Genomic DNA, 13,744 nt, shown 5'->3' on the forward strand with positions numbered 1-13,744 from the left:
GCACCTCCAAACCTACATACTCTGTGTATAATAACTATAATCCTTTAAAATCGTTCGAAGAAAATCAGTGTCATTGCCGGAGGTGTTTTTGATACCGGTGACTTCTTCAATTTTAGTACGTAGTTTGATTAAAGTTGCAAAATCTCTTTTTGCTACCGCAATGTTGAAGGTTTCTTTGATGATACGTGCATCGTTGTCGCTTAATTTGATTACCAAAGGATAGGTTGGTACGTACGAATTGTCGACTTCCTCCAGAATAGTGTGATTGATGCTGATGTTGTTTTTCAAACTGATGACTGCAGTTCCGGCAGTCATATCGCCCAAACGTTGGGTTTTGCTGCTAATAATCATGGTAATCAAACCAATGACGCCGCTGCTGATGTTTACATCGATAATTCTAAAAACCCAACGAATAATGTAGTCGCCAAAAGATGCTTGGTACCCATCAATTTTAACCACCTTTGTTTTCATCAATCGCTTTCCGATGGTTTGCCCTTCTAAAAGACTTTCCAAAACCAATGAATAGAAGATTACCGGCGAAAAAAAAACGAACAAAACGGCTGCAATTGACCATCCATCTAGTCCGTCCAGCCAATCATTTAATCCCAACCAATAAAAAAAGATTCCGAAAACAGTAATAGAATACGCAATTTTAATCAGTAAATCAAGTAGATAGCCAAACATTCGATCGGCCACTGTTGCGGCTGTAAAATTTATATTGACATTTTGTGTCGTGTTTATTGATAATTCTGACATATTTTATATTTTAGCAAACCATGAGAGAAGTTGCGTTCATAAAGCAAAATAAAGAAAAATGGCTTGAATTTGAGCAAGCTATTTTTGGTAAAGCTAAAAAAAATCCTGATGAAATGGCTAGTTTATATATCCATTTGGTCAACGATTTGTCGTATGCACAAACCTATTACCCTAAAAGTAAGACGGTTGTGTACTTAAATTATTTGGCTTCACAAATTTATCAGAAGATTTACAAGACCAAGAGAACCGAGCAAAATCGATTAATTTATTTCTTTTCTACCGAAGTACCATTGATTGTTTATCAGTATAGACGCTATTTGGTCTATGCTTTTGTTCTTTTTTTTGCTTGTACGGCCATTGGCGTCATTTCTGCTAAGTACGATACCGATTTTGTCCGTTTGATTATGGGCGATGATTATGTTAATATGACTTTGGAGAACATTGAAGAGGGCAATCCAGTCGCTGTTTACAAATCAGGCAGCAATTGGGGCGGATTTATTGCCATCACGATGAATAATTTGTATGTGGGTCTGCGGTGTTTTTTATTCGGTGTTTTTGGTGGTATTGGCACCTTTTGGATCATGTTGCAAAACTGTATCATGTTAGGTTCGTTTCAATATTTTTTCTACCAAGAAGGTGTGTTTTGGGAAAGTGTTCAAGGCATTTGGATTCACGGTTCGATGGAGATTTTTGCCATTGTCATCGAAGCAGCGGCCGGATTTATTTTGGGTGCTTCCATCCTATTTCCAAAAACGTATTCGCGAATGGCTTCTTTTAAAATGGGTTTTAAAGACGGTTTAAAAATATTCCTAAGCACCATGCCTTTTACCATAGCTGCTGGGTTTTTAGAAGGTTTTGTTACCCGTTATTCATTAGAAATGCCTAATTGGTTGAATGTGGTGATTATTTTATCGACGTTGGCGATGATCTCATTTTACTTTTTAGTATTTCCCTTTATCGTGCATTCTAAAATGAAAAATCAACTAGCTAAAAAATAAACGTATGTTTCAATTATTTAAAAACAGGAATTTCAGCGACTATATTTCGGACACTTTTTCGTTTTTTAAAGAAACGGGGAAACATTTTTTTACGCACTATTTCATCATTAATGGTGGTTTTCTATTAGTTCTTTCGGTCTTATTTTACTTTGTTTTTAAAGTTTATTTTGAAGTGCTTTTTTCAAATATTGGTGCGGTTAATCAAGACTTCGGAACGTTGGAAAGTTATTTCAATAATAACATCGGATTAATTATCGGCGTAGTTGTTGTTTTATTTCTTTTGATTCTGTTTGTGTCGCTTTTGAATTTTGTTTATCCTATTATTTATTTGAATTTATATGATCAAAACAAAGGTGATTCCTTCACAACTTCAACCATATTGAAGGAGATGAGAAAAAACCTCGGTAGACTTATTGGTTACTTTTTTAAGTTGTTTTTAATTTCCATTCCGATACTTCTAGTTCTTGGAGCCGTAATGATGCTCTTATTTTTCATCATCATTGGTATCCCGTTACTATTGATTGTTGCACCTGCTTATTTGGCTTGGATGAATTTAAGTTTGTACGTCTACATGAATTCCGATGTAGGGTTTTTTGAAGCATTAGGCAAAGGATTCAACTTGTTGAAAGAAAAATTTTGGCCCATTGTTGGTTCTAATTTAGTGATGACCATAATTATTCAAATTGTTTTAGGTGTGTTAACAATGATTCCCTATGTCATCGGACTGGCTTCTGTTTTTACATCGGCACAATCACAAAATTTTGAAGAAGAAAATGCATTTTCATTTTTTGGTATCATGATGGCAATAATTTTTGTTTTTTCGGTTCTTCTCAATTATATATTGAATAATTTATTATTAATCAACAATGGGGTCATTTATTACAGCTTACGCGAAAACAGTGAAAACAACCAACAACAAAGTGCAATTGATTCGATAGGAAGTAATCATGACTAAATACCTGCTTTTATTTTTATTTTTACTTCTCTTTTCTATTCCGAGTTTTGCGCAGGACACATTGATTGTTTCTAAAAGTGAAATAAAGGTGGATTCTTCCACAGTTGAAGAAGTAAAATTTAAAGAAGGTTTTCAAGAAAAATATACTGCCGACGAATTTATCTATGAAGTTAAAGTCAAAGAATTAAGTGCTTGGGAACGTTTTAAAGAATGGCTCTACGATTTATTTGAGCGAATTTTCAACTCCACCAGCAGAGAAAATACTGAAAATATTGTTGAATTATTTTTAAAGATACTTGCAGCAGCCATTATCTTTTTTGTTATTTATTTAATTGTGAAAGCGATTATGAATGGCGAAGGAAGTTGGGTTTTTGGAAAATCGTCTGATAAAAAAGTAATCAACTACGAAGAAATTGAAAAGAACATCCACTTAGTCGATTTTGAAAAACTAATCAAAGAAACCTTGAAAAACGGCGAAAATCGTTTAGCTATTCGTTACTACTATTTATGGTTGTTAAAAATCATGTCCGCCAAGCAATTAATTGAATGGGATGTTGAAAAAACCAATTCGGATTATTTGTATGAAATTAAAAACACTTCCATCAAATCGCAGTTTGAATATGTGTCCTACTTATACAATTATATTTGGTACGGCGAATTTGAATTGGACGAAGTGACTTTTGTAAAAGCCAAAAAAGCGTTTGATAACTTAATCAATTCTTTAGGGGCATGAACAGAACATTAAAAATATATATCACGCTATTAGTCCTGGTTTTAGTGGGAATCATTTACGTGGATGCCAATCGCCCAAAACCAATTGATTGGCGACCCACCTATAAAGTGAGTTCAAAAACACCTTTGGGATTGTATGTGTTAGATCAAGAAATTGAATCGCTATTTTCAGAACAAAAAGTAGAACGATTCAAAATCACACCCTATGAATTTTTTGATGCTCATTACGATTATGACACGTTGGTTAATGCGTATGATATCAGAGGAACCTTGCTTTCGATTACCAATGAAAATACTATTGATGAAGAATCCATCGGCGAAATTTTATTGTTTGTCAGCCATGGCAATCAAGCTTTTATGAGCATGAATTCCTTTTCCGAACTGCTGTCGGATACTTTAAATTTTAAAATAGGCAATCAGTATTATTACAAAGATACCGTTCAAAATTATTTGGCGAATCCTAAATTTAGCGATGCAAAATATAAAATGGGTGCAGGGTTTTCCGGCAGATACTTTCGAGAAATTGACACTTTAAACACAACCATTTTAGGCTATCAAAAAATTGCAGATAGTACTTTCGTGAATTTCATCAAGGTAGATTACAAAGAAGGTTCGTTCTTGCTACACACCCAACCGGCTGCTTTTTCTAATTATCATTTGCTAAAAGATAATCATTCAGAATATACCCAAAAACTGTTTTCTTATATAGCAAACCAACCCGTTTATTGGTACCAAAAAAATCTAACGGACGAAAGTATTTCGCAATCGCCACTCCGATTTATTTTTGCTCACCCGGCACTTACATGGGCTTGGTATTTCTTTTTAATTGGCATGATTGTATTTATTCTATTCAATGCCAAACGCAAACAACGCATTGTTCCAATTATCAAACCGTTAGAAAATACAACAGTTGATTTTACAAAAACTATCGGAAATTTGTATTTTCAAGAAGGAAATCACGGCAATTTAATTGATAAGAAGATTATTTTCTTTTTGGAAAAAATTAGAACCGTTTATTTAATCGATACAACTAAATTAGATGATGCCTTTGTGAAGAAATTACATTTAAAATCGGGTAAAGACCAACTATTAATTGACAAAGCGGTGCGATTGATTCACAAACATCAAAAAAGGTATCAAAGCACCGAAGAAGATTTAATTGAAATCAATAACATATTAGAAAAAATAATAGAGTAATCATGCATTTTTAATGACTTACTTTTAAAAACAAAAATAGAAATCATGGAAGAAAACACGACCAATAATCCGTTAGAAGAAAACGTAAATTTTGAATCGCGATTGGATTTAAAACCGTTGCAAGACAGTCTTGCTCAAATTAAACACGAACTTGGAAAAGTAATTGTGGGACAATCAAAAATGATTGATCAATTATTAGTTTCCATCTTATCCAATGGCCATGTATTATTGGAAGGCGTTCCGGGAGTAGCCAAAACAATTACCGCTAAGTTATTAGCCAAAACAATGAATATTGGTTTCAGCCGCATTCAATTTACACCCGATTTGATGCCTTCGGATATTTTGGGAACTTCGGTTTTCGATTTAAAGAAATCGGAATTCGAATTTAAAAAAGGCCCAATTTTTTCCAACTTGATTTTAATTGACGAAATAAACCGTGCTCCTGCCAAAACACAAGCGGCTTTGTTTGAGGTAATGGAAGAACGTCAAATTACGATGGACGGAACCACGTATCAATTAACCACACCCTTTTTGGTAATTGCCACACAAAACCCAATTGAACAAGAAGGAACCTATCGTTTACCGGAAGCTCAATTGGACCGTTTTCTATTTAAAATAAACATCGATTATCCGAAGTTAAGTGAGGAAATTGAAATCATTCAACGTGAACATTCCTTGCAAGATGCAGGTAAATTAGATCAAATAAAAACGTTTTTAACGGCTGCAGAAATCAATAAATACCAAGGTTTGGTCAAACAAATTATAGTTGAACCGAATTTGTTGGAATACATTGCCAAATTGGTCATCAACACTCGTGAAAATGCCTTTTTATATTTGGGTGCTTCGCCTCGTGCATCGATTGCCATTTTAAATGCCTCCAAAGGATATGCAGCATTACGCGGCCGTGATTTTGTTACACCTGAAGATATTAAAGATGCAGCAATTCCAGTATTACAACACCGTGTGATTGTGACGCCCGAACGTGAAATGGAAGGCATCACTAGTCAGGAAATCATTCGTCAAATTATAGAAACCATCGAAATACCAAGATAAATTTGAAACGTTTTTTTAGACAATTGTACATCAACAACTTATTTTTCTATGCTTTGCTTGGAATCATAACGCTGTTTGCGTGTGCGTTTTTCTTTCCGTTTTTGTATACAGCCTGTTGGTATTTGTTGATCATCTTAGCTTCGTTTTTAGTATTGGACCTACTGATTCTTTTTTTAGCCAAAACAGGTGTAGAAGGTAACCGAATGATGGCAGAAAAGCTTTCCAACGGTGATGAAAACCCGATAGCTATCAGTATTAAAAACTACTATACTTTTGCAATTTTAGTAAAAGTAATAGATGAAATACCTTTTCAATTTCAGGTGCGAAATTTTGAAATCAAACGAAAAATAAAAGCTTCTTCACAAGACGACATCCAGTATTTTTTACGTCCTACCGAACGTGGAGAATACCATTTTGGCAAACTAAATATTTATGTGTCTTCTCCACTGCGATTGATTTCCAGACGATTTATGTTTGAAAACGGACATATGGTTCCCACCTATCCATCCTACATTCAGTTACGGAAATACGATTTGATGGCTTTTTCGAATAATTTATTTCAATACGGTGTGAAAAAAATTCGCAGAATCGGTCATACGATTGAATTTGAGCAAATCAAAGAATACGTGCAGGGAGATGATATCCGAACGCTAAACTGGAAAGCCACTGCCAAGAAAAATTCGTTGATGGTGAACCAGTTTCAAGATGAAAAATCGCAGTCGGTTTACATGGTGATTGACAAAGGACGGGTGATGAAAATGCCTTTTAATCAATTGAGTTTATTGGATTACGCCATTAATGCGACCTTGGTTTTATCGAATGTGATTTTGAAAAAACACGACAAAGCAGGTATGTTCACCTTTTCCAAAAAAGTTGAAAACCGAGTAATGGCAGAGAAACGGTCGTCGCAAATGCAGTTGATCATGGATTCACTTTACAATGTGAAAACCGATTTTTTTGAAAGCGATTACAGTCGTCTATATGTAGATATTAAGAAAAATATCAACCATAGAAGTCTTATTTTATTGTACACAAATTTTGAAACATTGGATGGTTTGCATCGGCAACTTCCCTATTTAAAAGGCATTGCCAAAAGTCATTTATTGGTTGTGGTCTTTTTTCAAAATACCGAACTCAACGAAATTATTCATAAAAAATCCGAAACTGTTCAGGAAGTGTATGATAAAGTGATTGCGGAAAAATTTGCTTTTGAAAAGCGATTGATTGTGAACGAACTCAAAAAATACGGTATTTACTCTGTTTTAACGCAGCCTGAAAACTTGACGTTGGATACGATTAATAAGTATTTGGAAATCAAGGCTCGCGGGATTTTGTAACCGCTAATCACGCAAAAGTCGCTAGGTTTTTTAGGTCTGATAAATTATATCTTAAGTTAAGTTTCTCGCAAAGTCGCAAAGTCGCAAAAGGAATATCTTTGCGGCTTTGCGACTTTGCGAGAAAATAAAAAAAATAGCGAGCTTCGCGTTTCAAATTCTAATCATTATCTTTACACCTTAGCAACTCACTCCCTTGAAACAAATCACTTCCGCACAAAACCCATTTATCAAATCATTGGTGCAATTGCAGGAAAAAGCCAAAACCCGCAAAGAGACCGGTACGTTTTTGATGGAAGGCAAACGCGAAATTGAGTTGGCACTCAAAGGCGGTTACGAACTGGAAACCCTTTTGTTTTTGCCTGAATTGGTTTCAGATAAAGAGTTAAAAGCATTTGCAGGAATTGATTGCATCGAACTATCCAAAGAAGTGTATCAAAAATTAGCTTATCGCGACACGACTGAAGGCATTTTAGCCGTAGCAAAATCAAAAAAGCATCGATTATCTGATTTAAAACTATCTGACAACCCTTTGATTTTAGTTGCAGAAGGCATTGAAAAACCCGGAAATTTAGGAGCATTACTTCGCACTGCCGATGCCGCAAAAATTGATGCAGTAATTATCGCCAATCCGAAAAGTGATTTATACAATCCGAATGTCGTTCGTTCAAGTGTAGGATGTTTATTCACCAACAGAATTGCTGTTGGAACGACAGAAGAAGTGATTGCTTATTTAAAATTGAATAAAATTGCCATTTATTCCGCGACACTCCAGAATTCCAATGGCTATCATTTAGAAAATTATACCACTCCTTCTGCATTGGTAGTTGGAACCGAAGCCACAGGTTTGACCGAACCTTGGCGAACCGAAAGCAAACAAAACATCATTATCCCGATGCAAGGAGCCATCGATTCGATGAATGTATCTGTGGCAGCGGCTATTTTGTTGTTTGAGGCTAAGAGGCAGCGAGGGTTTTAAAATTTCCATTTGCACAATTCAAAACTTTGTCCTACTTTTAGTAAGTGAACGATAAGCTATGACAGAAATTGATATTGAACTAGAGAACAAAGAGATTGCTAAGGAATATAAGAACCTCCTTCGCATTAGCTATCAAACACTTACTCCCGAAGACAAAATGATTATTCGAAAGGCATTTGATGTAGCTGTTGAAGCCCACAAAGACCAGCGAAGAAAATCGGGAGAGGCCTATATTTTCCATCCGATTGCTGTAGCAAAAATAGTTGCTTCCGAAATTGGTTTGGGTGCAACTGCTATTGCTGCTGCTTTGATGCACGACGTAGTAGAAGATTCACCCATAACTGTTGCCGAAATTGAAAAAGTGTTTAACCCAAAAATTGCACAATTGGTAGATGGGTTGACTAAAATTTCAAAAGTTAAAACCGATCAAGAAATATCAATGCAGGCGGAAAATTTCCGCAAGATGTTATTGACTCTAAATGACGATGTTCGTGTAATACTAATCAAGTTGGCCGACCGCTTGCATAATATGCAAACCATGGAGTCCATGGCTGATTATAAGCAGGCGAAAATTGCTTCAGAAACACTTTATATTTATGCCCCGTTGGCTCATCGATTAGGTTTGTATAACATCAAAAGTCAGTTGGAAGATTTAGGATTAAAATACACCGAACCGGATGTGTATCAGGATATTTTAAGCCGAATGAAGGAAAGTAAGCAGGAACAGGAAGCTTACATCAAATCGATTTCGGATATTTTAAAAAAATCTATGGACGACGAAGGTATCGAATATACCATCAAAGGCCGACCCAAATCGATTTATTCTATTCGCAGAAAAATGTTGGCTCAAGGCGTTTCGTTTGATGAAGTGTACGACAAGTTTGCCTTGCGAATTGTTTACAAATCAAATACACATGACGAAAAATTCATTGCTTGGAAGATATATTCCATTGTAACGGATCATTACCGTCCGAGTCCGAGTCGCCTACGCGATTGGATTTCTTCGCCAAAATCAACCGGTTATGAAGCACTTCACATCACTGTTATGGGTCCAAAAGGTCGTTGGGTGGAAATACAAGTTCGCAGTGAACGTATGGACGAAATCGCTGAAAAAGGATATGCGGCTCATTACAAATACAAACAAGGATTATCGGAAGAAAACAGTTTGGATACTTGGTTGAATTTATTGAAAGAAGCATTAGAAAATTCCGCTTCCAATGCAGTTGATTTTGTAGAAGATTTCAAACTGAATTTATATTCAAAGGAAATATATGTGTTTACACCTAAAGGCGAAATCAAAAGTTTACCTAAAGGTGCTACTTCGTTAGATTTCGCGTTTAGTATTCACTCTGAAATTGGTGTTCGAACCAGAGGAACGCGTGTAAATGGAAAGTTAGTGCCGCTAAATCATGTTCTAAATAGTGGTGATCAGGTAGAAATCATCACCTCTGCAAATCAAAAACCTAATTCACATTGGTTAGATTATGTGACCACTTCGCGTGCAAAAAATAAAATTAAAAACGTATTAAACGAGGATATCAAAAAAATCGCAGAAGAGGGAAAAGAAATACTAACACGTAAATTGCGTCATTTAAAAATTACATTAAATGAAACTACCGTTAACGAACTGGTCAATTATTTTAAACTTAAGACGAGTTTAGATTTATTTTATCGTGTTGGAATTGGAACTATTGACAACCAACAATTAAAAGATTATGCATCGTTGAAAAATAATTCGATACTTAATTTTTTTAAAAAAATAAAACGAACCAATACCACTGCACCGGAGCAAGTGCAAAAAAACGAGTTAAGCAAAAACTACGATATGCTTGTTTTTGGGGCTGAGCATGACAAATTGGATTACAAACTTTCATCTTGTTGCAACCCAATTCCCGGCGATGATGTATTCGGATTTTTAACCATCAATGATGGCATCAAAATCCATCGAAAAGATTGTCCGAATGCCATCAGTTTACAATCGAATTATGCATATCGGATTATTACTGCCAAATGGATTGATTCCACTCAAGAAAAATTCAAAGCTGTATTGAAAATTACCGGCATGGATTCTATGGGATTAACCAATGAGTTGACCCGTGTGATATCCAATCAAATGCACGTAAATATTCAAAGTATTTCATTAAGCGGAGAAGCCGGAATATTTAACGGGCAGGTTACGGTAATTGTTCAAAACAACACCATTTTGAAAAAACTGATTGAAAATATCAAAAAGATTGACGGGGTCGACAAAATCAGTCGTGTAAATAACTCCTAAAAATAAATTATATTCACATTTTATGTTAATAATCTTTTATGAAAGTTAGCGTCAAAAACAATCAAAATATAAAAATAGTGTATCTTTGCAGATATTAAAAGTCCGATGGAAAATAGCAAAAATCAGGAAATTGTCAAAAACGTTTTTACCAAATATTTGGAGGAAAAAGGTCATCGTAAAACCCCTGAACGTTATGCTATTCTACAAGAAATTTATGCAAGTACCGAACATTTTGACATTGAATCGTTGTACATCAAAATGAAGAATAAAAACTACCGCGTAAGTCGGGCAACCTTGTACAACACTATAGAATTATTGTTGGAATGCGGATTAGTGCGGAGACATCAATTCGGACAGAATCAGGCTCACTATGAAAAGTCGTATTTTGACAGACAACACGATCATATCATTATGACCGACACTGGAGAAGTAATTGAATTTTGTGATCCGAGAATTCAACAAATAAAACAAACGATTGAAGACATATTTGGAATTGAAGTGCACAATCATTCCTTGTATTTGTATGGAAATAAAAAAGTAAAAACAGAAAAATAGATTGCTTTAGAGCTATTAAAACGGACAACTTGCGGGTTGTCCATTCTATTTCAACAAAACCAATAAAATAAAACAATGACTGTAGATTTGCTACTCGGCCTGCAATGGGGAGATGAAGGAAAAGGAAAAATCGTAGATGTACTTACTTCTAAATACGATATAATTGCTCGTTTTCAAGGAGGTCCGAATGCCGGACATACATTGGAATTTGACGGAATCAAACATGTGCTTCGCACGATACCATCAGGGATATTTCATAAAAACTCTATCAATATCATTGGAAACGGCGTGGTAATTGACCCTGTTGTTTTTCAAAAAGAATTAGAAGGCTTAGAAAAATTTAATATGGATGTAAAATCCAAATTATTTATTTCACGCAAGGCACATCTAATTTTACCAACCCATCGATTGCTGGATGCAGCATCTGAAGCAGCAAAAGGAAAAGCTAAAATTGGCTCAACATTAAAAGGAATCGGTCCTACTTACATGGATAAAACCGGAAGAAACGGTATACGTGTAGGTGACATTGAACTGGCTGATTTTGGTTCTACTTACAGAGCTTTGGCTGACAAACATGAAGCTATGATTGCTTTTTATAATGTAGATTTAGAATACGATTTAAAAGAAATGGAAGATGAATTTTTTGCTTCCATAGAAGTTTTAAAAGCTTTGAAGTTTATTGATAGTGAGGAATATTTAAACCAAGCATTAAAATCAGGGAAATCTATTTTATGTGAAGGAGCCCAAGGTTCTTTGCTCGACATTGATTTTGGAACGTATCCTTTTGTAACTTCTTCCAATACTACAGCGGCGGGAGCTTGCACCGGTTTAGGAATTGCTCCGAATAAAGTAAAAGACGTTTTTGGAATATTCAAAGCCTATACCACCCGTGTAGGAAGCGGTCCTTTTCCAACCGAATTGTTTGACGAAGATGGCCAAACAATGGCAAGAGTAGGAAATGAGTTCGGCTCGGTAACCGGACGTGCACGCAGATGTGGATGGCTGGATTTAGTAGCTCTAAAATATGCTGTGCAAGTTAATGGAGTAACCCAATTGTATATGATGAAAGGCGATGTACTTTCAGGATTAAAAACGTTAAAAGTATGTACTGCTTATAAATACAAAGGGGAAGAAATCACACATTTACCTTACAACATTGAGCCCAAAAATGTCACGCCTATTTTCGTTGAGAAAAAAGGATGGAATAACGATTTGACGGGAATGACTACTTATGAAGAACTGCCTACTGAATTCAAAGAGTACATCGCGTTTATTGAGAAAGAATTGGAAGTGCCCATCAAAGTAATTTCCGTAGGCCCCGATCGAACGCAGACCATAGAAAAATAACTTATTGAAGTTTTAGAAAATTAAAAATCCCATCTCAACTAAAAAAGAGATGGGATTTTTACTTACTAACTAACTCAATTAACCTTTCGCATTTTGTTTAAGCAACTCAGCTGCATCCGTTGCATTGGATAATTCCGCATATTTTAATGCTGTCAAACCATTTTTACATTTGGCTTTTACATCGGCTCCTTTTTGAATCAACAGTTTGATTATTTCTGTTTGATTGTAGCGAGCGGCATACATCAATGGGGTCATACCATTGGTGCGTTCATTAACATCGGCCCCATATTCAATGAACTTTTTTACTACTTCTAATTCCCCATTGCTAATAGCCAAACACAAAGGTGTAGCGTAATATTTTGCAAATACACTAACTTCTTTTGGTGTGTTGTGTACAGTGTTGGTAGCATTTCCTAATGATCCGAACCCTAAAAGGGCAACTCCTAAATAAATGATTGATTTTTTCATGATGTTCGTTTTTTGATTGATTGATTGATTAATGATTGATTGATTTACTGTAATAGACGACAACAGTTCCTATTCGTTACAAAATCAATTATTTATAACATTAATTTAACAGAGTAGAATAAAAAAAGCCACGCTAGGCGTGGCTTACTATAAATTTTAATTTTTTTTACTTTTTTAAATACTCCAAAACATTTTTTTCAATTCGCTCTTGAATATTTGAAATATCTGCTTTTATAAATTTTTCTCCCAAAATATTTTCATACAATTCGATGTATCGTTCCGAAACTGTTTCAATATATTCTTCAGTCATATTTGGAATTTGTTGTCCTTCTTTTCCTTGAAAACCATTCGCAATTAACCATTGACGAACAAATTCTTTAGACAATTGCTTTTGTGATTCATTGCGATCCTGACGCTCCTGATATCCCTCTGCGTAAAAATAACGAGAAGAATCCGGCGTATGAATTTCATCAATCAAAACAATCTGACCCTCTTTTGTTTTTCCAAACTCATATTTAGTGTCAACCAAAATCAACCCCCGGGAGGCAGCAATTTCTGTCCCTCTTTGATATAACGCTTGCGTATATTTTTCCAAAACTACATAATCTTCTTCGGTCACAATTCCTTGCGACAAAATTGCTTCTCTAGATATATCTTCATCGTGAGAGCCGTTTGCTGCTTTGGTAGTTGGCGTTATTATCGGCATGGGAAAACGGTCATTCTCTTTCATTCCCTCCGGCATTGTAACGCCACAAAGAACTCTTTTTGCTAAAGCATATTCACGTGCGGCATGTCCGGATAAATAACCGCGAATCACCATTTCAACTTTAAATGGTTCGCATAAATGTCCAACGGCCACATTTGGATCGGGAGTGGCAATCAACCAATTGGGTACAATATCCTGAGTCAACTGCATAAACTTTGTAGCAATTTGATTCAATATTTGTCCTTTAAACGGAATCCCTTTGGGCATCACGACATCAAATGCTGAAAGTCGGTCGGTGGCAATCATGACTAAAAGTTCATCATTAATGTTGTATACCTCACGTACCTTTCCGCGATAGACTGATTTTTGGTTGGGAAACTTAAAACTAG

13 protein-coding genes are annotated in these 13,744 nt (G+C 35.4%); 10 read left to right on the forward strand and 3 right to left on the reverse strand.

The window, feature by feature from the left end; genetic code table 11:
- Positions 1–12 precede the first annotated feature (12 nt).
- Complete coding sequence (locus ACIQ2S_RS06190) at positions 13–756, reverse strand: RDD family protein (protein WP_396173994.1); 744 nt, start codon at positions 754–756, stop codon at positions 13–15.
- A 20-nt stretch (positions 757–776) separates the two neighbouring features.
- Here ACIQ2S_RS06190 and ACIQ2S_RS06195 point away from each other — a divergent pair, with 20 nt between their 5' ends.
- The 10 genes from ACIQ2S_RS06195 (at position 777) to ACIQ2S_RS06240 (ending at position 12,181) form a co-directional block, all read left to right on the forward strand.
- Complete coding sequence (locus ACIQ2S_RS06195; protein ID WP_396173996.1) at positions 777–1,754, forward strand: stage II sporulation protein M; 978 nt, start codon at positions 777–779, stop codon at positions 1,752–1,754.
- A gap of 4 nt (positions 1,755–1,758) precedes the next feature.
- Entirely contained in the window at positions 1,759–2,709 is a 951-nt protein-coding gene (locus ACIQ2S_RS06200; RefSeq protein ID WP_396173998.1) for a hypothetical protein, read from the forward strand.
- A complete protein-coding gene (locus ACIQ2S_RS06205; RefSeq protein WP_396174000.1) occupies positions 2,702–3,442 on the forward strand; it encodes a DUF4129 domain-containing protein in 741 nt (246 codons plus the stop codon). The genes ACIQ2S_RS06200 and ACIQ2S_RS06205 overlap by 8 nt, the downstream gene beginning before the upstream one ends.
- Positions 3,439–4,638, forward strand: coding sequence for a DUF4350 domain-containing protein (locus ACIQ2S_RS06210; RefSeq protein ID WP_396174002.1), 1,200 nt, complete (start codon positions 3,439–3,441; stop codon positions 4,636–4,638). The genes ACIQ2S_RS06205 and ACIQ2S_RS06210 overlap by 4 nt, the downstream gene beginning before the upstream one ends.
- A 45-nt stretch (positions 4,639–4,683) precedes the next feature.
- Positions 4,684–5,691 (forward strand): AAA family ATPase, encoded by a 1,008-nt coding sequence (locus ACIQ2S_RS06215; protein WP_396174004.1) that lies wholly within the window; start codon positions 4,684–4,686, stop codon positions 5,689–5,691.
- Between the two features lie 2 nt (positions 5,692–5,693).
- Positions 5,694–7,028 (forward strand): DUF58 domain-containing protein, encoded by a 1,335-nt coding sequence (locus ACIQ2S_RS06220; protein ID WP_396174007.1) that lies wholly within the window; start codon positions 5,694–5,696, stop codon positions 7,026–7,028.
- 193 nt (positions 7,029–7,221) lie between these two features.
- Positions 7,222–8,004, forward strand: coding sequence for a TrmH family RNA methyltransferase (locus tag ACIQ2S_RS06225; RefSeq protein WP_396174009.1), 783 nt, complete (start codon positions 7,222–7,224; stop codon positions 8,002–8,004).
- A gap of 58 nt (positions 8,005–8,062) precedes the next feature.
- Positions 8,063–10,279 (forward strand): RelA/SpoT family protein, encoded by a 2,217-nt coding sequence (locus ACIQ2S_RS06230; RefSeq protein WP_396174011.1) that lies wholly within the window; start codon positions 8,063–8,065, stop codon positions 10,277–10,279.
- A gap of 105 nt (positions 10,280–10,384) precedes the next feature.
- Positions 10,385–10,834 carry a Fur family transcriptional regulator gene (locus ACIQ2S_RS06235; RefSeq protein ID WP_396174015.1) on the forward strand — a complete coding sequence of 150 codons (450 nt, stop codon included), beginning with the start codon at positions 10,385–10,387 and terminating at the stop codon, positions 10,832–10,834.
- Positions 10,835–10,909: 75 nt separating this feature from the next.
- On the forward strand, positions 10,910–12,181 hold the full coding sequence (locus tag ACIQ2S_RS06240) for an adenylosuccinate synthase (protein WP_396174018.1): 1,272 nt from the start codon (positions 10,910–10,912) through the stop codon (positions 12,179–12,181).
- Positions 12,182–12,259: 78 nt separating this feature from the next.
- Here ACIQ2S_RS06240 and ACIQ2S_RS06245 read toward each other — a convergent pair whose 3' ends face one another.
- On the reverse strand, positions 12,260–12,649 hold the full coding sequence (locus ACIQ2S_RS06245) for an ankyrin repeat domain-containing protein (RefSeq protein ID WP_396174020.1): 390 nt from the start codon (positions 12,647–12,649) through the stop codon (positions 12,260–12,262).
- Positions 12,650–12,815: 166 nt separating this feature from the next.
- Positions 12,816–13,744, reverse strand: a 929-nt coding sequence (locus ACIQ2S_RS06250; RefSeq protein ID WP_396174022.1) for a phosphoribosylaminoimidazolesuccinocarboxamide synthase, incomplete at its 5' end; no start/stop codon positions are given.

It is taken from the genome of Flavobacterium sp. (genome assembly GCF_044371705.1).
Classification (GTDB): domain Bacteria; phylum Bacteroidota; class Bacteroidia; order Flavobacteriales; family Flavobacteriaceae; genus Flavobacterium.